The organism is Fluviicola sp. (genome assembly GCF_030151805.1).
GTDB lineage: Bacteria > Bacteroidota > Bacteroidia > Flavobacteriales_D > Crocinitomicaceae > Fluviicola.
The window spans coordinates 1-19,726 of record NZ_JASLCN010000126.1 but is presented as its reverse complement, the minus strand read 5'-3'; the positions used below and the strand labels follow the sequence as shown (position 1 = coordinate 19,726).

The window sequence follows — 19,726 nt, the reverse complement described above, 5'->3', positions numbered from 1 at the left end:
CTCCCAACTCCAATTTCTCACTCGAAAAACTCGGTATTTCTTCCCTGAATGAAATGCAGGAGCAAATGCTTCTTTCATCAAAAGAAAACAACGAAATAATCTTACACGCCCCCACGGGTTCCGGTAAAACAGTCGCATTTTTACTAACGGCTTTGGGAAAATTGTCCAAAGAACAAGCTTCTGTTCAATTGCTGATCATTTCCCCTACCCGCGAGCTTTCGATTCAGATTGAGGACGTATTCAAAAAACTGAGCACCGGGTTTAAAGTAAATACTTGCTACGGTGGACATTCCATGCGGGTTGAGGAAAATAATTTATCCGTTCCGCCTGCCGTTTTAATCGGAACACCGGGAAGATTAGCGGACCACGTCAGAAGAAACAACATCGACCTGTCGGAAGTACATACTTTGGTGTTGGATGAATTTGACAAATCCCTTCAAATGGGCTTCGAGTCGGACATGACGGAAATTATTCGGGAGCTTCACGCACTTAAAAACAAATACCTGGTTTCGGCAACCAAATTGGAAGTCATTCCTACATTTACGCAAATTCAGAAACCGCATACCATTGATTTTTTAACCGAACAAAGTCATCAGATCAATTACTTCGGGATTCATTATCACAGCTCAGATAAACTGGAAACATTGCTGGAGCTTCTCTGTAACCTTCCCCAGGGAAAGACAATTATTTTCTGTAATCACAGAGAACCGGTTGTTGAAATCACAGATTATTTGAAATCCAATGGGGTTGTAGCGGTTGCATACCACGGAGGAATGGAACAGGATGACCGTGAACGAGCATTGATTCGTTTCAGAAACGGAAGTTCGGATTTCCTGGTTTCGACTGATTTGGCAGCTCGCGGATTGGATATCCCGGCTGTTGAACACGTGATTCACTACCAGCTTTCATTGAAAGAAGCAGAATTTATTCATCGAAGCGGAAGAACCGGTCGACAAGATGCTGACGGGGTTGTTTTCATGTTCCTGGATCCGGAAAAAACTCCTCCGGATTTCGTTCCTGAACACAAAATCTACGATGTTATTCCCAATGAACCGCTTCCCGAAGCTCCGAAATGGAAAACCATTTATATCAGTGGCGGAAAAAAAGACAAAATCAACAAAGTGGATATCGTTGGTTTTCTTCACAAAATGGGCGGACTTCGTCAGGATGAAATCGGTCTGATTACCGTGATGGATTACAGCTCTTTCGCTGCGATTCGCAGTGATATTGCAGAAGAAGTGGTTCCTGAATTGAGAGACCAGAAAATCAAAGGAAAGAAGCAGAAAATTGGCTTCGCGAGATAAAATATACTGCCGAATTCCTAATTACGAATTAGCAAATTAGGAATTCGACATTCGTAATTCATAATTCCTTCGGGAATTTCTTCATTGCTTCAATCACCACTTCCGGAGTCGGGTTTGCCAATTTGCGTTTTTGCGTATCAATCCAGGCTCCGTCAATCGTAATGGTTGCGCACCATTCTCCTTTGGAGTTGGTCAGCACATGCTGCATCGTCCAGCGTGAACCATCTTCATTGATTGCTTTGATCGACAAACTCATCGTTATTTCATCGTGTATGTGAATTTCTTTTCGAAACACGCATTCTTCGCGAAACAAAATCGGGCCGAAATGATTTTCCTGCATCACTTTCAACGAAAGCCCCAAGTCATTTAAAATCTCTACTCTTTGCTGAGCTCCCCAATCGTAATATGCGCTATGTCTGACATGGTAATTCGGATCTAAATCAGACCAACGAATCGATACAATTTTACTGAACGAATCCATCTTTTTTTTCGTGTAAAGGTACAAATAATTTATGCGTGCAGAATAATTTGACATTTCCTAACAGACAATTTTGGATGAATCATCTCCTCCTTTTCAGTTTAATGAAAAATTAATGGTTGCTCTGACGTTTGCCTATATCAAAAGCTAAGGCTTTTTCTTATTTTTGCTCCTCATCAAATGAACTAGCGTTTTTGCCGTTAGTAAAACAGATTAAACCAATTAATGAAAAAAGTCTTAGGAATTTCTGCTTTTTATCACGATTCTGCTGCTGCATTGGTCATTGGAGGCCGGATTATCGCCGCAGCACAGGAAGAACGATTTACTAGAGACAAACACACACCCGATTTCCCTGTTCAGGCAGTGAAATATTGTTTGGAAGAAGCCGGTTTGGAACTGGATGATCTGGACGCAATCGTGTTTTACGATAAACCGCTTTTGAAATTCGAGCGACTGCTTCAAACCTATTATTCTTTTTCACCGAAAGGTTTGGTTTCCTTCCTGAAAGCAATTCCGGTCTGGATCAATGAGAAAATGTTTCTCAAAAAGATGATTCACGAGGGATTGAAAGAAGTAGGTTCTTATGACAAACGAAAGGTAAACATGTTGTTCCCGGAACATCATTTATCGCATGCAGCAAGCGCCTTCTACCCTTCTTCATTCAAAGAATCAGCCATTCTGACGATTGACGGTGTGGGAGAATGGTGTACGGCTTCCATCGGAATTGGAAACGGTGAGAAAATTGAACTGATCCGCGAAATGGAATTCCCGCATTCTGTCGGTTTACTTTACAGCGCATTTACCTATTACTTAGGTTTTACGGTCAACTCGGGAGAATACAAACTGATGGGGCTTGCTCCTTACGGAAACGAATTTGCTCCTCAGACCCAGGAGTTTATCGCAAAGATAAAATCAGAACTGGTTGATATAAAAGAAGATGGATCTGTTTGGTTAAACCAAAAATACTTCAATTATGCAACCGGTCTTCGCATGGTTCACGATCAGAAATGGAAGGATTTATTCGGAGTTGGACGCAGAGATGCAGAAGCTGACCTGGACCAGACGCATTGTAACCTGGCAATTGCCATTCAGAAAGTGACGGAGGAAATCGTGATCAAAATGGCGAAGGAAGCCAAGAGATTAACCAATTCCGATTACTTGTGCATGGCTGGCGGTGTTGCATTGAATTGTGTGGCAAACGGAAAGTTGCTGGAAGAGAATATTTTTAAGGAAATCTATATTCAGGCTGCTTCCGGTGATGCAGGTGGAGCTTTGGGTGCTGCCCTGGCAGTTTCACACATGTATTTCGAAGAAGATCGCGTGATCGACTACACATACGATCAAATGAACGGAACGTATTTGGGTCCGGATTATTCTGAAAAGGAAATCCAGTCGATGAATAAACGTACGAATGCAATTTACCGCAAATACGACGATTTTAATGACTTAGCGTCTTTCGCGGCATCCAGATTGGCAGAAGGAAACGTCGTTGGCTGGTTCCAGGGAAGAATGGAATTTGGTCCGAGAGCTTTGGGGAACAGAAGTATCCTGGGAGATGCGCGAAATCCTGAAATGCAGAAAAAACTGAATCTGAAGATCAAATACCGCGAAGGTTTCAGACCTTTTGCACCATCTGTTTTAGCTGAAGATGCAAAAGAATATTTTGACCTGCAGGCAGATTCGCCTTACATGCTGGTGGTTGCTCCCGTAAAGGAAAGCCGCAGGGTAAAACTTCCGGAAAATTACGCCGATTTACCTCTTTGGGATCGCTTATATCAACAACGAAGTGATTTGCAATCGATTACGCATTTGGATTTTTCCGCACGTGTTCAATCGGTTTACAAAGAAACAAATCCGAGATATCACGGTTTGATCCAGGAATTTAAGAATCAGACTTCTTATGGTTTGGTGGTGAATACCAGTTTCAATGTGCGTGGCGAACCGATCGTTTGTACTCCCTACGACGCATTCCGTTGTTTTATGAGTACCGAAATGGATTACCTGGTGATCGGAGATTTTGTTTACACTAAAACAGAACAAACCGATTGGGAAAACAAAGAGAAATGGATGGTCAAATTTAAAATGGACTAATGAAGATAATCGATCGGTTTAAATCATTCGTAAAGGCTAATAAACGTACTTTTATCGTGCTGCTTCTTGGTCTGATCAGTTTATTCTGTTTCAATGTGGTGAAAAACGGAATCGGATCGGAGATTTTTGGCTGGCTGCGTCTTTGGAAGTACACGTCGTTTCTAGTAGTGCTGGTTTCCTTCTACATATTGTTTTTGAAAGGAAAAAGAGTCATTCTTGCAAATCTTACGCTCGTTGCCTTACTGATTTTAGTACTGGAAATCGTTTTGTTTTTTGCATTAGGAATGCCTTCTGCCTTTAAAAAGGATTTCAGCGTTCCGAATCTGCCGGCAAATCACATTGCGCAACAAGTCGGGATGACATATTATGCGGACAGTGTGTATCACGATATCAAACTCAACGGAACTGATACGGTTTTCGACGTACATTATTCCATCGATCACTTAAATAAACGCATTACTCCTGGCTTTGATTCTACGAAAAAGAATTACGCTTTGTTCTTCGGTTGTTCCATCGGTTTCGGATACGGTTTGGAAGACGATCAGACTCTTGCCTACCAGGTTCAACAGCAGGGAGAATCGGTGAATGCTTACAATTTTGCTATTTCCGGAACAGGAACAAATCACATGCTGGCAGAAATTCAATATCGTGATTTATCCAAGCAAGTGGTAGAGAAAGATGGTTGCGGTTACTACATCTTCTTCTGGGATCATATTTACCGGGCAATCGGTACCATGACGCGTTATACGGAATGGCTTCACCTGGCTCCGTATTACAAAATGCAAAATGGCAAACTGAAAAGACAGAAATTGTTTAAAGACGGTCGACCATTTATCTCCGACATGTACGAGCGTTTGTATCAAACCAATATCGTGAAGTATTTCGAATTGGATTTGCCGTTAAAGTTGAACGACAGTCATTTTGATCTGGTAACGGAAATGGTTCTTGAAACCAAAAAGGAATACGAGAAGCAATTCGGAAATGACAAATTCTACCTGGTGATTTATCCGAATTATGTGGCGTACACTCCCGAACAAATGCAAATTTTCAAATCTTATTTAAAGAAAAAGAAAATTAAGTTTATAGATTTGTCACACAAAATTGTGTATCAGGGAAAATACACGCTTCAGGGCGATGCACATCCGAATGCGGAGACAAATAAATTAATTGCGAAGTATTTACTTCAGGAAACAAAGAAACAATAGGAAAATGGAATTTTTACGTGATTTATGGCGCTTTATGAAGGAGCGAAAAAAGTTTTGGTTAGCACCAGTAATCATCATTTTGTTATTGATTGGTGTTTTGATCGTTTTTGGAGGTTCAAGCGCTATTGCACCGTTTATTTATTCCCTGTTCTAAGAAAGAAAACACATGAGCGCTCCGAAAAACAAGCAATCCAATCCGGCAAAAACAGTTCTGACCATTGTAGTTGGATTCGTCTTGATCTATTTGATTACCAAATGGAAATGGAGTTTATCTGTGGCATTTTTCGTTGGCTTAGCCGGAGTTTTATCCGATTTCATTGCAAAACAAATTGATTTTGTCTGGATGAAACTCACCGTTGTTCTGAGCTATATTGTTCCGAATATCGTTTTGAGTCTGATTTTCTACCTGTTTTTATTCCCAATTGCAATGTTGACCAAGCTTTTCGGAAAGAAAGACCCGATGCACTTGAAAAACACTGCTTCTTCCCTATTCAAAAACAATGAAAAAGCCTTTGACAAGGCTTATTTTGAGAAGCATTGGTAGTAATAACAAGTAGCCTTGAAGCTCATCCATTTCAAAATTTGCTGGCATGATAAAATTTATGACAATCGATTGAGAAGGTCTTTTCAGGATTGTTATCGAATAGAAATTACCACCGAAGATGATTCTATAGCTGCCCTAATCACAAATAACGAAACCGGGCTCTTTTACCATGAAAAGTATCTCGCAAGAATTAAAATCGATGAAAAATCAAGGTTTCGTTCCCAGGATATCACGGCTGAAATTCTAATAAACAACAAATTGTTTTGCAATTGGAAGCATCTTATTCCGTCCGGTTTCAGTACCCATAAGACAGAAAGTGTCATCCATTTCTCAAACGGAACAACTATCAGTTGTTTTGATAACAATATGTATTATTTCTTTTCACCCAAAACAATCGACTATGTGGAAAATGGTAAGATTATTTGTCAACTAAAACTGCAAAGATTAGGTGGCTTTTGGAAAAAACTTTTAGGGTCAGTCGACTATTCCGGTAAAATTCATTTCGATGAAAAATTAGAAATCTGTCACATCTTTGTAATTCTTCAGCTTCTTTTGATTGATCACATTCGCACTTCGGACATTTCATAGCAAAAATGGATACTCTGATCACTCTGGATGCCTAATAAAATTAATGCTCTGTTTTTTAAAGAATTGTTTTAATAATAATTGGAAAGTTTTACTTAAACTAAAACTTTAACTCTGTCCCAATATTGGGAAATTACCTCGCAGCCACAAAAACGACAATAAAAAACGGCTTGAAAGATACTTCCAAACCGTTCCCAATAATCCTATTGCTGATTACTTGATAATACTAAACTCCTCTTTCGGAACCCGCACTTTTTTCATTGATCCCAACCAGTCTCTTTCCTTATCGGCGTATCCGAGGTAAAGCAAGGAAACACTTTTTAATCCGTATTCTGATAAGCCAAGTACTTCATCGACTACTTTCGTGTCAAATCCCTCAGCCGGAGTAGAATCAATACGCAATTCGGCAGCCTGAGCCAATGCTAATCCTAAACCGATATACGATTGTCGTGATGTATGAGCGAAATGCTGTTCGGCAGATTGTTCACCGTACATTTTCTTTAGCATCCCGGTGTAATTATCGAATCGACCTTTTTCCAATCCTCTTTCTTCTGTTGTTCTGTCGTATACAGCATCAATGCGTTCGGGAGTGTATGCATCCCATGAAGCAAATACCAATACATGTGAAGAGTCGCGCATGACATCCGGGTTCAAAGCTCCGGCAACCATTTTTTCTTTCAATTCCTGGCTTTCAACTACAACGACCCGAAAAGGTTGCAATCCGGAAGACGTTGGTGCCATACGGGCTGCTTCTACTATTTTTTCGATATCTTCCTTGCTTACTTTTTTCGTTGGATCGTAAGCCTTCACTGCGTGTCTCCAGTGCAAATTTTCTAATAATGACATGTTCTTTTTAGTGTTTGTGTTTTCTGTAAAATTTGGTTCGTTTATTTCAAAAAATCTTCTTTTCTGTAAGATGGGTTCGGATAGGTGTAAAAACCAACTCCGGTTTCAACGCCTAATTTCCCTTTGTCGATAAAATTCTCTTTCAGATAAGCCACTACTTTCTGTTTGATCGGATCCTGGGTTGCATCTGCTGCCATTTTATTGATATTGTATGCAGTTGTAATTCCCACCACATCCAAAATACCAAACGGACCTACCGGAGCTCCGGTAGCAACCATCCACGTTTTGTCAACAGTTTCCACATCTGCTACTCCTTTTACCAACAGATCCAATCCTGCGCCCAACAATGGAACAAGTAAGGAGTTTACAATATATCCGGGTTGTTCCTTGTGAAGCGGCAATGCGACCATTCCGATGTTTTTCGCGAAAGCAACCACAGCATTAAATGCTTCCGGTGCTGTTTGCGGATGTCCCATAATTTCCGCTGTATTGTGTTTCCAGATTTCGTTTGCGAAATGCAGTGCTAAAAAGTGTTCCGGACGACCAGTTTCATTCGCGAACTGACTTGGCAATAATGTAGATGAGTTACTTGCAAAAATGGTCTTTGCAGGTGCTACTTTCGCGAGTTTGTGATAGAAGTCGATTTTGATCTGCGGATTCTCAGGCACTGCTTCAATCAATAAATCAGCATCTTTTACTGCTTCCGCCAAATCAGACTGATAACTCAGGCGTTTTTTTGCTGCCGCCAATTGTTCCGGAGTTGCGTTCAAATCCTTTTTAAAGGCTTCACTAAGGACATCAAACTTGGCTTTTGCCTTTTCCAGAATTGCATCATTGATGTCGTAAACGGTTACATGAAAGCCGTGAAAAGCACTCTGAAATGCTATTTGGTATCCTAAAACACCACTTCCGGCTACGGTTACATTTTTAAATTCCATGTTGCTATTTTTTTTACTGTTAAACATTATTTCTTATGCCAGAATGACGATTATCAAAGCGATAATTGCTGGCAATGCTTGTTTGAAAAAGATGGACTTTGAAGCTGTCAAAGCACCAAAAATACCGGCAACACTCACACATCCAAGAAAGAACAAACGAATGTTTTCACTCCACACAGGATCCGGAATAAAGAACGACCAGATCAACCCTGCGGCAAGAAAACCATTGTAAAGTCCCTGGTTGGCTGCCAAACCTTTCGTTGGTCCGAATAATTCTTTCGGAAGTGATTGGAAGGTTTTCTTTCCTGCGGTTTCCCAGGCGAACATTTCGATCCAAAGAATATACAAATGTTCGATGGCTACAAGCGCTACCAATATGTGAGCTGCGATAAGCATGACCTCTTAGTTATTTGTTACGGATAATAAAACCTCGATATTTCCTCGTGTTGCATTGGAATAAGGACAAATCTGATGCGCCTTGTCTGCCAATTGCTGTGCTTCTTCCAAACTGACTTCCGGAATATTGACATCCATTTCGACGGCCAAACCAAAACCTCCGTTTTCGATTGCACCAATACTCACTTTCGCTGTAACAGATGTTGTTCCTGTTTTAGTTTTGGAAAGTGTGATCACCCGGTTCAAAGCGCTGTCAAAACACGCTGAATATCCTGCTGCAAAAAGCATTTCAGGATTCGTATAATCATCCGTTGCACCTCCCAATGCTTTGGGCATTCTTACTTGTAGATCCAGAATTCCGTTTTCACTTTTCACGTGACCGTTTCTTCCTCCTGTTGCTGTTGCTGAAGCTGTATATAACGTTTTCATGTATTTGATTATTTATTGATGTTTAAAATTTTATGTGCGATTGTTCTCATTGTTTTCAGCTCTTCCAGTGAAATATTCAATTCTTCCAATAGTTTTTCCGGAATGTTTTTGGCTTTTTGCTCTAATTCTTTCCCCTCCTTTGTCAGAATAATTTCCACTACCCGCTCATCCGTTTTTTTCCGTTGCCGGATGATGAGATTTTTTTGTTCCAATCGCTTTAACAAAGGAGTCAGAGTTCCGCTGTCCAACAACAACTTATCCCCGATTTGATTCACCGTTTGTTTATCTTCTTCCCACAAAACCAAAAAAACGAGGTATTGCGGATAAGTCAGATCCAGCTCATCCAAAAGCGGACGATAGCGCTGAATGACTTCCCTTGATAAAGCGTAAATCGGGAAGCAAATCTGTTTATCCAATTTCAACAAGTTTTCCATTTTCTGTTTGTTTGATAAGTCAAAGGTATGTCATTTTCCGAAATTAAATTGTGCGCAATTTAATTTTTAACAATTTATAAGTTTTCAGCTTCACTACAATGGCATCAATTACAAGTTAGACCTTTGCTGCAAAATTTCCAAAACATCCTTAAAATCAACACCTTTCGCCTTTAGCAAGATCAAGTAATGAAACAATAAATCAGCCGCTTCCTCTTTGAATAATTGCGATTCATTCCTCATGGCTTCAATAACCAATTCCACTCCTTCCTCACCTACTTTCTGAGCAATTTTGGGGATTCCCTTCTCAATAAGCGATTGAACATAAGAACCTTCCTTTGGAATAGAGAAACGTGTTTCAATGGTTTCAATCAATTGTTCCAAAACGGAAAAATTCGTACAAACGGTTTCTCCCCAACAACTTGAAGTGCCTTTATGGCAAGTTGGTCCCACCGGAAGTACCTGAATCAATAGAGCATCCTGATCACAATCCAGTTTCCAGTCGGCCAAAATCAACCGATTTCCGGAGCTCTCTCCCTTGACCCAGATTTTGTTTCGTGATCTGGAAAAGAACGTGACTTGCCCTGTTTGTCTGGTCAGTTCAAAGGCTTCTTCATTCATGTAACCAAGCATCAATACTTCTTTGGTTTTCGCATGTTGAATAATTGCGGGAATCACCCCTGTATTGTCGTATTTCATTGTATCAAATTCTAATTTTAAGCGTCTCTTTTAACTTGTTCTTCAATTCCGGAATCCGGATTTCCCCGAAGTGGAAAATACTTGCTGCCAATCCTCCCGTCACAGTTGTTTCGGTAAAAAGCGCCTCAAAATGTTTCACAGATCCCGCTCCGCCCGAAGCGATCAAAGGAACAGCAACCCGTTTTTCGACCTTTTGGTAAAAATCAAGTGCAAATCCGTTTTTAGTTCCGTCTCCGTCCATAGATGTAATCAACAATTCTCCTGCTCCGCGATTCACTGCTTCTTCACACCAGTTCAGTGCATTCAGTCCGGTATCTTTTCTTCCTCCGTGCGTATGAACTGTCCAGCCGTTTGCCGTTTTACGGATATCAACCGCAACAACCACGCATTGTTTTCCGAAGCTTGCTGCCAGTTCTGAAATCAATTCCGGACAATTCACTGCAGAGGAATTGACAGAAATCTTATCTGCCCCGCTTCGTAAAAGCTTCCTGGCTGTTTCAACCGACGAAATTCCGCCACCAACCGTAAAAGGAATATTCACCTGACTTGCAACAGCTTCTATGACCGGGAGAAAGGTATTCCGGTTTTCATTCGTTGCGGAAATATCAAGTAAAACCAATTCATCCGCACCCTGTTGTGCATACATTTTGGCCAATTCAACCGGATTTCCCGCATCGCGAATAGATTCGAAGTTTATTCCTTTCACCGTTCTCCCGTTTTGAATATCCAAACAGGGAATAATTCGTTTATAGACCTGCATCGTTGAATTTCTTTAGTTCGTGTAAGGCGATTTTTCCTTCCAGGAGTGCTTTCCCAACAACACATCCGTAACAACCAGCTTCTCTCAGGTCAATTAAATCCGGAAGCGATTCAACTCCGCCACTTGCAATCCATTTTTGGATTGGAAATTGTTGGGTGAGCGAGCGATACAATTCCACATTCGGTCCTTTTCCGGTTCCGTCCAGGCGAATATCGGTGGTCAGAATTGTCAGATTTTCAAAGGTTTTGAAGGATGTCATGACCTCTTCCAACGTCACATCTGATCGTTCCTGCCAGCCATTTATCCTGAGACTTGTTCCGTCCGTGTCCAAAGCCAAAATGAACTTTTCCGCTCCGAATTCTTCAATCCAGGAAACAATCATCTCCGGATTCTTCACGCACAAACTTCCTATCACAAGCTGATTTGCACCGGATTCAAACAGTTTCTTCAAATCTTCTTTGCTTTTTATTCCACCACCGAAATCTACTTTCAATCCTGTTTCGGAAACCACTTTTTTCAGGAGTTCATCGTGGATGATTTTTCCCGTTCTGGCCCCGGATAAATCTACCAGGTGTAAATACTCCAAACCGTTTTGTTTGATTTCACGGGCATATTCAACCGGATCCGGGCTGTAATCTGTTTGTTTCCCGTAATCTCCCTGAAATAAACGTACTACTTTTCCGTCGATTAAATCAATTGCCGGTATTGCTATCATAATGCTAAAAATTGTTTTAATAAATCTTCTCCTGCCTTTCCGCTCTTTTCCGGATGAAACTGAACTCCTGTAAAATTGTTCTTCTTTAAAATTGCGGAAAACGGGAGCGGGTATTCTGTGATTCCAACTGTTTCGGAACAAATTTCTGCGGCGTAGTTATGAACGAAGTAATAAGAATTGACATCGTTTTGTGTTTTTACATCGTTCCATCCCATATGTGGAATGGGGTAACTCAGCGGCGTGTTATGTTGTTTGCCTGTTTGCCAAATGGCAAACAGGCCAATTTGCATTTTTGCCAAATTCCTTACCTGAACCGGAAAAATTCCCAAACCGTTTGTATTTCCTTCTTCCGTAAAATCACACATCAACTGCATTCCCAGGCAAATTCCCAAAACCGGTTGCCTTAATTCCGGAATAACTTTATCCAGCCCCATTTCAACAAGTTGTTTCATGGCTGATCCGGCATGCCCGACTCCCGGAAAAACCACATGCGAAGCAGCGCGTATTTCAGTTTCATTATCGGACAAAATGACCTCCGCGCCAATCCGAATAAAAGCCTGTTTAACAGAGAAAATGTTTCCCGCTCCATAATCAATAATCACAACCTTCATTACAATTCGTTTTTGGTTGTCGGCAATAAATCAATCGTTCCCGAGCGGCGTTTTGCCATTAAAATTGTTTTGGAAAAGGCTTTGAAAATGGATTCTATTTTGTGGTGTTCATTTTCACCTAATGCTTGAATATAGATATTGCAACGAGCTGTAAAACAAAACGATTTAAAGAAGTGTTTCACCATTTCAGTTGGAAGTTTACCCACATATTCCCGTTTCAATTCCACATCCCAGATCAGTTCCGCCCGACCTCCGAAATCCATAGCACATGTTGCCAGACAATCGTCCATCGGAAGACAAAAACCATAACGCTCAATTCCGCGTTTGGAACCCAGTACCCGATCGAAAGCCATTCCAAGAGTCAGAGCTGCGTCTTCGATCGTATGATGTTCATCAATATCGAGATCTCCTTTCATCTGAAGATCAAGATTCAGTTGCCCGTGTCGTGCTAATTGATCCAGCATGTGATCAAAAAAAGCAATTCCGGTTTGGATATTCGAAATTCCGGTTCCATCCAAATCGAGGGTGATGCTGCAGTCAGTTTCGGCAGTTGTGCGTCGAAGCGAAACCTGTCGGACTCCCGTCCGCAAATTCACCAGGAGTTCTTCCCAATGAGTCACTTTCCGCTGAATCTGCGGTTCCAACTCAGAAATGGAATAACTCAGTTCCGGACTCACTTCAAACACTTCATTCTGAAATAAAAAAGCCTTGCAACCCAAGTTTTTAGCCAATTCCACATCCGTCCATCGATCACCGATTACGAAGGAATTTTCCAGGTCATATGCTCCCGAAAAGTATTTTGTAAGCATTCCGGTACGTGGTTTCCGGTTGGGAGAATGATCTGCGGGAACAGAACGGTCAATACATTCTTCCAGGAAAGTGATTCCTTCCCCCGCAAGAATGTCCATCATCAAGCGGTGCGGACCAATAAAATCCTCAAAAGGAAAACCCCCCGTTCCCAAAGCATCCTGGTTAGTAACAAGTACCAATTCGTATTCTTCCCAGGAAACAATGGTTTTCAATGCTGAAATCACCCCCTCCGAAAAGCGGAGTTTTTCAAATGAATCGACCTGATAACCAACCGGTTCCTTGATAATTGTTCCGTCTCTGTCAATAAACAATACTTTCTTTTTCATAATCTATTCATTAGTTCAATAAATCGTTGGTTTTCTACCGAATTTCCAATGCTGACTCTCAAAGTGTTTTCGCAGTTGTACTGTGTACTTCTGTTACGAACAACAATTCCGTGTTCAATTAATTCGCGGTATACTTTATCAGCTTGTTCGACCCGGAACAACAGGAAGTTTGCTTCGGAAGGAAAGATTTCCAAAACAAGCGGGAGAGATTTCAGCTCCTCTTCCATTTTCTTCCGCTCGGCAATAACAGCCGATTTTAATTCTTTCCAATTTGTTGATTTTAGTAGTGAAACAGCTTTTTCCTGAACCAAACTACTCAAATTATAAGGCGGTTTAATGCGATTCAACGCCTGAACCCAATCTTCTGAGGCGATAGCCATTCCGATTCTCAATCCGGCCATTGCGTAAGCCTTCGAAAGCGTTTGTACGACAAGTAAATTCGGGAATTTTCCGACTTCATTTGCCATTGAAAACTCCGGACAAAAATCCACGTAAGCTTCGTCAACAACCAACACTCCGTTGAATTTGCGGGCTGTTTCGAGCAGTTCTTCTTTCCGGATTGTATTTCCGGTTGGATTATTCGGATTACAGATTATCAACACTTTAGCACCTTTAGCTTCTTCCAAAAGTTTATCTGTAGTGATTCCAAATGTTTGATCCAGGCAAATCGCTTTCGTATCAAGTGCATTGATCTTGGCAAGCGCCGAATACATTCCATATGACGGATTCAGGTATGCGATCGAATCGCGATACGGAGTTGTCGTCAGACGAAGAATCAAGTCCAACACTTCATCCGAACCATTTCCCAGAAACAGATTCTGAACCGGAAGTTCTTTTACAATTGCTATTTCCTGCTTCAATTCGCGTTGCAAAGGATCCGGATAGCGATTGTATTCATTCAAAAATCCATTTTCATTGGCATCGAGGAAAACGTCTCCAATACCTTCAAATTCATCGCGGGCAGAAGTATATGGCTGAACAGTTCTCAGATCAGACCGAATCCATTGTTCAATATTTCCGGCGTTTTCCGCTTCGGTTTCATCAGCTGTCTGAAGCAATGAAAGCCGGACTTTAATCGCATTGGCATGTCCCTGCAATTTTTCCGCTTCCGCCATTCTGATAACTGTTGGTCCCAGGTTTCTCAAACCGGATTTCGAAACACGTTGATACGTTATCTTTTTCACAAACGAATCGAGTGAAACTCCGCTATACGCCCGGGCAAATCCATTCGTCGGCAAGGTATGATTGGTTCCGGAAGCATAATCCCCGAAACTCTCCGCTGTATTTTCACCGATAAAAACACTTCCTGCATTCACTACATTTTCTGCCACTTGTTCTTCGTATTTTCCCATAACGATTAGGTGTTCCGGAGCATATTCATTAATGATTTCAACCCATTTTTCCGGAATAGCAACAATTACGGCGCTATTTTCAAGCGCTTTGGAAGCAATTCCTGCCCGTGGAAGAGCCGAAAGTTGTTTCGCCAACTCCGAATCCACGGCTGAAACAAAAGCCTCGGAATCAGTCAGAAAAACAACCTGGGAATCAATTCCGTGCTCAGCCTGAGCCAATAAATCAGAAGCAATAATTGCAGGAGCAATGGTTTCATCAGCTGCAACAAGCACTTCGGAAGGTCCGGCCGGTAGATCAATCGGAATTCCTGATTTCTGAGCAAATAGTTTCGCAGCCGTCACATATTGATTTCCGGGACCAAATAATTTATCCGCCTTGGGAATACTTTCGGTTCCGAGCGCCATTGCAGCGATTGCCTGCGCGCCACCGATTTTGAAAACCTGCGTGATTCCGGCAACTTTTGCGGCATAAAGAATAGCCGGATCAATCACTCCGTTTTGATCGGAAGGTGTACACAAAATCCGATTGGGACATCCGGCCAGTCGGGCAGGAATCCCCAACATCAAAACAGTTGAAAACAACGGAGCCGTTCCTCCTGGAATGTACATCCCAACGGTTTGGATTCCGACAGATTTTCTCCGGCAAAAAACACCGGATGTTGTTTCGATTTCGGGTTCTGCAGATTTCTGACCGGCATGAAACAATTCAATATTAGAAGCTGCAATTCGTATTGCTTGTTTCAAATCATTATCCAAAACATATTCCGACTGCTCAATTTCCGTTTTTGTAACTTCGAAAGAATCCAATACTACCTGGTCGAATTTCAGCGCGAAAAGTTTCAAAGCGGCATCGCCGTTTAATTCAACTTCCCGAAAGATTTCTGCAATGGTAGCCTCCAGATGGAAAGTTTCCAATTCCGGACGTTTCAGGATCGTTCGGAGTGCTTCCGAATTCGGGTTTACACTTATTTTCATCAGGAAATCATTTTTTCGATTGGACAAACTAAAATTCCCTGAGCTCCTTCGGTTTTAAGCTGCTGAACTACTTTCCAAACTTCTTTTTGCTTGACGACTGAGTGCACACTCACCCATCCGTCGATTGCTAAAGGAAGAATTGTGGGGCTTTTCATCCCGGGAAGGGTGTTGCAGATCGCATCCAGCTTTTGCTTCGGCGCATTCAACAGAATGTATTTAAACTCTTTCGCGGCCAATACCGACTGGATCCTGAAAACAAGCTGATCCAGCAAGTCCTGTTTCTCCGGATCAAACTGCTTTCCCTTGATCAAAACAGCTTCCGAATCCAGGAAGGAAAATAATTCTCTCAGGTTATTCTGAAACAAGGTATTTCCGGTTGAGACAACATCGGCAATTACATCTGCCAAATTCAAGGCCGGAGCAATTTCAACTGACCCGGAAATGGTGTGAATGTCTGCTGTGATTCCTTCTTTGGACAAGAATTTTCGAACTGAAACCGGATACGAGGTGGCAATCCGCGTTCCTTCAAGATCGGCCACTTCGCGAATTTTCGAGTTTTTGGGAACCGCAAATGACAACCTGCATTTGGAGAAGTTTAGCCCCAAAACAAGTTCTGTTTCAGACTCTTCCTCTTCCAGTAAATTAGAACCTACAATTCCCAAATCTACAACCCCATCCGCAACATATCCCGGAATATCCGAGTTTCGGAGAAAGAGAATTTCTGAAGGATAATCCGGAGTGATGACTTTCAATTGTCCGTTGCGGTAATCTACTTTGAGTCCGCACTCCCTGAGCAGTTCGAGAGAACCTTCCTGCAAACGGCCCGATTTCTGGACCGCAATAATCAAACGTTTCATTTATTTTTTTGAAATGCCTGACAACCGGAGAATCGCATGAAGTGATGAAAATGACAACAAAAAACCCGCCTGATTGCCAAGCGGGTTAAAGATTTATAGATATACAATCATCTCACCAAAGCGCCTAGCGATGCATGTGATGATGATGATGTAATTGTGTCATTTTCATGGGGCAAATGTAGAACCGAATTTTGATTCTGCAAAATATTTCTTTTTTATTTTGACTTAAAACAAAAAAATCCCGGTCATTGAGCGTAGTCAAAATGCCGGGATTTTTCAATATCGTTTGATGATTATTCGATTTTAATGCAACCGTTTTTAATGCTGATTTTTGCTCCGTCTTTTACTTTTACCCAGCCGCATTCTGTTTTGATTTCAACTTCTGAAGCGCTTGTCTGAACGGAAGCAGAGCTTGTTGTAGAGCTGCTGAATTCGATTTTTTGAGTGGATCCGTTTGAACGAACTTCCAATGTGTAACTTTTAGAATCCTGGTTGTAATAACGAATTGTAAATGCACTTGCAATTTGAACTACAAATAAAAAGGCAACGGATAAAAGAACTTGTTTTAGTTTCATGTTTTTTAGATTATGTGTTAATATGTGGGCGTAAATATAGAACAGAAATCGGTTCGTTTGTGTTTCCGCTTACGTAAATTTCTAAACCAATTGGTTGAATGACTGGTCTTCCGGTTTTAGCTATTATTTCACACAACAACCTGTTAATCAATGCGTAAATTCACAATCAAATCCCTGGGTAGCATGGCTCTTTCTCCTTTTGCATCTCTTGCTTTGTCTCCGGCTGATCCATGGTAAAAAACGGCTATGCGGGTCGCATCAAAAGGAGTCATTTTTTGTACCAAACAACCAAGAATGATTCCTGTTAAGACATCTCCCGAACCACCTTTGGCCATTCCCGGATTTCCTGTTGTATTGAAATGGATTTCTCCCTCCGGATTAATAACAGCAGTCATTGCATCCTTCAATACGAGGACGCATCCGTGTTTGCGGGAGAAAGCAGCAGCGCGTTTCAGACGGTCAAAACTGGTTGTGAAAGAGCCTGCCAGGCGCTCAAATTCTTTCGGGTGAGGCGTTAAAATGCAGTTTGCATGAAGTTTTCCCAATAAATCCGGGTTTTCTGACAAGACATTCAGCGCATCTGCATCAATCACGCAGGGCAATCCGGAATTCAGCACTTTTTCCAAAGCAAGTTTTACTCCTTTCCCCTTTCCCAATCCCGGACCGATCCCGATTGCTGAATACGTTTGTAAATCCGGCAGGTTTTCTCCGCTGAGTTCATGCTCATTCGAATCCCAATGAGCCATCGCTTCCGGAATCCGCTGATGGAGTTGAAATTTTCCCTGTGAAACGGTGTGAACGGTCAACAATCCAGGTCCCGAACGAAGTGCTGCCTCTGCACTCAGTAAACAAGCACCCATTTTTCCGTCGCTGCCCGCAATGAGCAATCCATGACCATAAGTTCCTTTGTGTGAAAAACGCTTTCTAAGTGACAGCAAGGATTTCACTTCAGTTTCCAGCATCCACGAATAAGATGAATCTTCTAAATCCGGGTCGGAAAGCAATCCGATATCCAGAACTTTCCACGCTCCGGCATACTCGGCCGTTTCAGGAAGAAAAAAGCTCAGCTTGGGAGCATGAAAAGTCAGTGTTTTACTCGCCCGAACAATGATTTGATGCGAAGGAATTTCGTCAGCCGGTAATCCGGAAGGCATGTCGATCGAATAAACAGCACAAGTCGTTCTGTTAATCCATTCGATGGCATGTTTCAGTTCGTTTTGCGGTTCGCGGTTTGATCCGGTTCCCAGCAGCGCATCAATTACAAGCGTGTTTTCATCCCACTCCGGATGGGTTTCGGCATCCCAAATCAGCACATCGTCTTGCACCAATTCATATTGAATCCGGCAATCTTCACTCATCTGACCGAAAGGAACGAGGTAACACCGCACCCGGATTCCCGCCAATTTGAAATACCGGAGCAGCACAAATCCGTCACCGCCGTTATTTCCCGTTCCGCAAAGCAGCATAATCGAATTTCCGGGATTTAATTCTCCGATGATCTCATCCGCACAAAGACTTGCCGCGCGATTCATCAGATTTACAGATGAAACCGGTTCGTTTTCAATGGTGAAATGATCAAGGTCTCGCTGTTGTTTTGCGCTTAAAATCTGCATCAGGTTATTTTTTCAGATAAACCCCAAAATACTGTAAAAATCAATTAAAAAGACGGTTTTACCCGGAAATCTAATTTTGTCTCCTGTTAATCTGCGATTTCAGTTTAAGCAATTTGATCCTCTTAAAACGATGGGAAGGTTTCTTCCGTATGATCCAAAAAAGATTGAAAACAAGTGCAAAAGACCAGGTCATAATCAACACTGCAAGCATCCGGATCTGAAATTAAGGCACATGAGACACTATCCGAATGGTCACTGCGATCAGCAGCACGATAATCCCGATGACAAAAATGCGGAATCCCTGATTTCGATCCGTTTGAGCATAAACCGGCACGCGCTCTCCGTTCGGAAGCACTTTTTTCGCATTGTAAAGATGCCAGCCGATCATGATTCCGAGCAAACCACCGAGAGCTGCCGAAGTATACCCGATTGCAATCCAAACAGGTGAATGTTTTTCAGGTTCAGACAGTTTTTCGATTCGTTCCATCTGAATCATAGAAAGCGCTTTGTCTGAAACCGTGATTCCTCTTTGCTTTAAGATATCCAGTGCCAAAACATAATCCAGTTTACTCCATTCGTCTTTCGCTTCCAGAATATCAATCAACTCCTCATTCGTAAATTCAAACAGGTAATAATCGGAAGGAATGTCCTCGAGTTGTTCCAAAGCAAGTTCTTCCTGGATTTTATCAGCGACAGAAAAATCCTCTGATTTCAGTTTGACAATGTATTCATGCGAAAAGCGGTCATTCCGAATATCAGAGATGAAGTTTATCGGATAATCTTCCGTTTCAAAATCAATGTTGTATTCATTCAGAAGTAAAACAAAATCGTTGAATTCATCCTTGCTTTGAAAAGTTTGATACGCCTGGAATTCGTGTTCGTGATTCATGCAGATGATTTTAAAAGCTGTTGGAATGAGAACAAATATACACGATTCATACCAGGGAATTCATTTTAAAAGTGAGTAAACACATATCTATGCTCCGCTTTCTTGTTTTTTGTCTTTGCGCCTTTACCTTGGTTTACTCAAGGGAATCTACTTCACACTATTGTAAAAAAAACAGGATACAAACAAGGAATCCAAAATCACAAAAAACCAGATCCGGATAGCTCAACTACGGGTCAAGTACGGATAGAGCATAGGTAGAGTATGGGTTAAGTATGGATACAGTATTAAAATGTTATA

At 41.6% G+C, this 19,726-nt stretch carries 22 protein-coding genes; 6 read left to right on the top strand and 16 right to left on the bottom strand.

The window, feature by feature from the left end; genetic code table 11:
• Nucleotides 1-1,304 (top strand): DEAD/DEAH box helicase (locus Q1V93_RS04935; RefSeq protein ID WP_300662295.1); only part of this gene is annotated, 1,304 nt, incomplete at its 5' end.
• 58 nt (nt 1,305-1,362) lie between these two features.
• Here Q1V93_RS04935 and Q1V93_RS04930 read toward each other — a convergent pair.
• Nucleotides 1,363-1,785, bottom strand: a complete 423-nt coding sequence (locus Q1V93_RS04930) for an acyl-CoA thioesterase (protein ID WP_300662291.1) — start codon at nt 1,783-1,785, stop codon at nt 1,363-1,365.
• A gap of 222 nt (nt 1,786-2,007) precedes the next feature.
• Between Q1V93_RS04930 and Q1V93_RS04925 the strand changes: the two genes are divergently transcribed.
• Genes Q1V93_RS04925 through Q1V93_RS04905 form a run of 5 tightly spaced genes read left to right on the top strand, consistent with a single transcriptional unit; the run spans nt 2,008 to nt 6,210 of the window.
• Nucleotides 2,008-3,873 (top strand): carbamoyltransferase, encoded by a 1,866-nt coding sequence (locus tag Q1V93_RS04925; RefSeq protein ID WP_300662288.1) that lies wholly within the window; start codon nt 2,008-2,010, stop codon nt 3,871-3,873.
• A complete protein-coding gene (locus Q1V93_RS04920) occupies nt 3,873-5,078 on the top strand; it encodes a hypothetical protein (RefSeq protein ID WP_300662286.1) in 1,206 nt (401 codons plus the stop codon). The genes Q1V93_RS04925 and Q1V93_RS04920 overlap by 1 nt, the downstream gene beginning before the upstream one ends.
• 4 nt (nt 5,079-5,082) lie before the next feature.
• Complete coding sequence (locus tag Q1V93_RS04915) at nt 5,083-5,232, top strand: DUF5989 family protein (RefSeq protein ID WP_164472130.1); 150 nt, start codon at nt 5,083-5,085, stop codon at nt 5,230-5,232.
• Between the two features lie 12 nt (nt 5,233-5,244).
• Complete coding sequence (locus Q1V93_RS04910) at nt 5,245-5,622, top strand: hypothetical protein (protein WP_300662280.1); 378 nt, start codon at nt 5,245-5,247, stop codon at nt 5,620-5,622.
• Nucleotides 5,623-5,637: 15 nt separating this feature from the next.
• On the top strand, nt 5,638-6,210 hold the full coding sequence (locus tag Q1V93_RS04905; RefSeq protein ID WP_300662277.1) for a hypothetical protein: 573 nt from the start codon (nt 5,638-5,640) through the stop codon (nt 6,208-6,210).
• Nucleotides 6,211-6,420: 210 nt separating this feature from the next.
• On the opposite strand, the gene Q1V93_RS04900 is transcribed toward Q1V93_RS04905, so the two are convergent.
• The 15 genes from Q1V93_RS04900 to Q1V93_RS04830 form a co-directional block, all read right to left on the bottom strand.
• A complete protein-coding gene (locus Q1V93_RS04900) occupies nt 6,421-7,053 on the bottom strand; it encodes an NAD(P)H-dependent oxidoreductase (protein ID WP_300662274.1) in 633 nt (210 codons plus the stop codon).
• Between the two features lie 41 nt (nt 7,054-7,094).
• Nucleotides 7,095-7,991, bottom strand: coding sequence for a 3-hydroxyacyl-CoA dehydrogenase (locus tag Q1V93_RS04895; protein ID WP_300662271.1), 897 nt, complete (start codon nt 7,989-7,991; stop codon nt 7,095-7,097).
• A gap of 33 nt (nt 7,992-8,024) precedes the next feature.
• A complete protein-coding gene (locus Q1V93_RS04890; protein WP_300662268.1) occupies nt 8,025-8,387 on the bottom strand; it encodes a DUF1304 domain-containing protein in 363 nt (120 codons plus the stop codon).
• Between the two features lie 6 nt (nt 8,388-8,393).
• The gene (locus tag Q1V93_RS04885) at nt 8,394-8,816 is read right to left on the bottom strand and encodes an organic hydroperoxide resistance protein (protein ID WP_300662265.1); all 423 of its coding nucleotides are present in this window, start codon (nt 8,814-8,816) and stop codon (nt 8,394-8,396) included.
• An 8-nt stretch (nt 8,817-8,824) separates the two neighbouring features.
• Nucleotides 8,825-9,250, bottom strand: coding sequence for a MarR family transcriptional regulator (locus Q1V93_RS04880; RefSeq protein WP_300662262.1), 426 nt, complete (start codon nt 9,248-9,250; stop codon nt 8,825-8,827).
• Between the two features lie 108 nt (nt 9,251-9,358).
• Complete coding sequence (gene hisIE, locus Q1V93_RS04875; RefSeq protein ID WP_300662259.1) at nt 9,359-9,946, bottom strand: bifunctional phosphoribosyl-AMP cyclohydrolase/phosphoribosyl-ATP diphosphatase HisIE; 588 nt, start codon at nt 9,944-9,946, stop codon at nt 9,359-9,361.
• Between the two features lie 4 nt (nt 9,947-9,950).
• On the bottom strand, nt 9,951-10,706 hold the full coding sequence (gene hisF / locus Q1V93_RS04870; RefSeq protein ID WP_300662256.1) for an imidazole glycerol phosphate synthase subunit HisF: 756 nt from the start codon (nt 10,704-10,706) through the stop codon (nt 9,951-9,953).
• Entirely contained in the window at nt 10,693-11,421 is a 729-nt protein-coding gene (gene hisA, locus Q1V93_RS04865) for a 1-(5-phosphoribosyl)-5-[(5-phosphoribosylamino)methylideneamino]imidazole-4-carboxamide isomerase (RefSeq protein ID WP_300662250.1), read from the bottom strand. Before hisA ends, hisF begins: the two co-directional genes overlap by 14 nt.
• Complete coding sequence (gene hisH, locus Q1V93_RS04860) at nt 11,418-12,032, bottom strand: imidazole glycerol phosphate synthase subunit HisH (protein ID WP_300662247.1); 615 nt, start codon at nt 12,030-12,032, stop codon at nt 11,418-11,420. The genes hisA and hisH overlap by 4 nt, the downstream gene beginning before the upstream one ends.
• Nucleotides 12,032-13,168 carry a bifunctional histidinol-phosphatase/imidazoleglycerol-phosphate dehydratase HisB gene (gene hisB / locus Q1V93_RS04855; RefSeq protein WP_300662242.1) on the bottom strand — a complete coding sequence of 379 codons (1,137 nt, stop codon included), beginning with the start codon at nt 13,166-13,168 and terminating at the stop codon, nt 12,032-12,034. Before hisB ends, hisH begins: the two co-directional genes overlap by 1 nt.
• Nucleotides 13,165-15,495 carry a histidinol dehydrogenase gene (hisD, locus tag Q1V93_RS04850; RefSeq protein ID WP_300662239.1) on the bottom strand — a complete coding sequence of 777 codons (2,331 nt, stop codon included), beginning with the start codon at nt 15,493-15,495 and terminating at the stop codon, nt 13,165-13,167. The genes hisB and hisD overlap by 4 nt, the downstream gene beginning before the upstream one ends.
• A complete protein-coding gene (hisG, locus tag Q1V93_RS04845) occupies nt 15,495-16,352 on the bottom strand; it encodes an ATP phosphoribosyltransferase (protein ID WP_300662237.1) in 858 nt (285 codons plus the stop codon). Before hisG ends, hisD begins: the two co-directional genes overlap by 1 nt.
• 293 nt (nt 16,353-16,645) lie before the next feature.
• Complete coding sequence (locus Q1V93_RS04840) at nt 16,646-16,927, bottom strand: hypothetical protein (RefSeq protein WP_300662234.1); 282 nt, start codon at nt 16,925-16,927, stop codon at nt 16,646-16,648.
• 143 nt (nt 16,928-17,070) lie between these two features.
• Nucleotides 17,071-18,540, bottom strand: coding sequence for an NAD(P)H-hydrate dehydratase (locus tag Q1V93_RS04835; protein WP_300662231.1), 1,470 nt, complete (start codon nt 18,538-18,540; stop codon nt 17,071-17,073).
• Nucleotides 18,541-18,763: 223 nt separating this feature from the next.
• Entirely contained in the window at nt 18,764-19,429 is a 666-nt protein-coding gene (locus Q1V93_RS04830; RefSeq protein WP_300662228.1) for a hypothetical protein, read from the bottom strand.
• Nucleotides 19,430-19,726 lie beyond the last annotated feature (297 nt).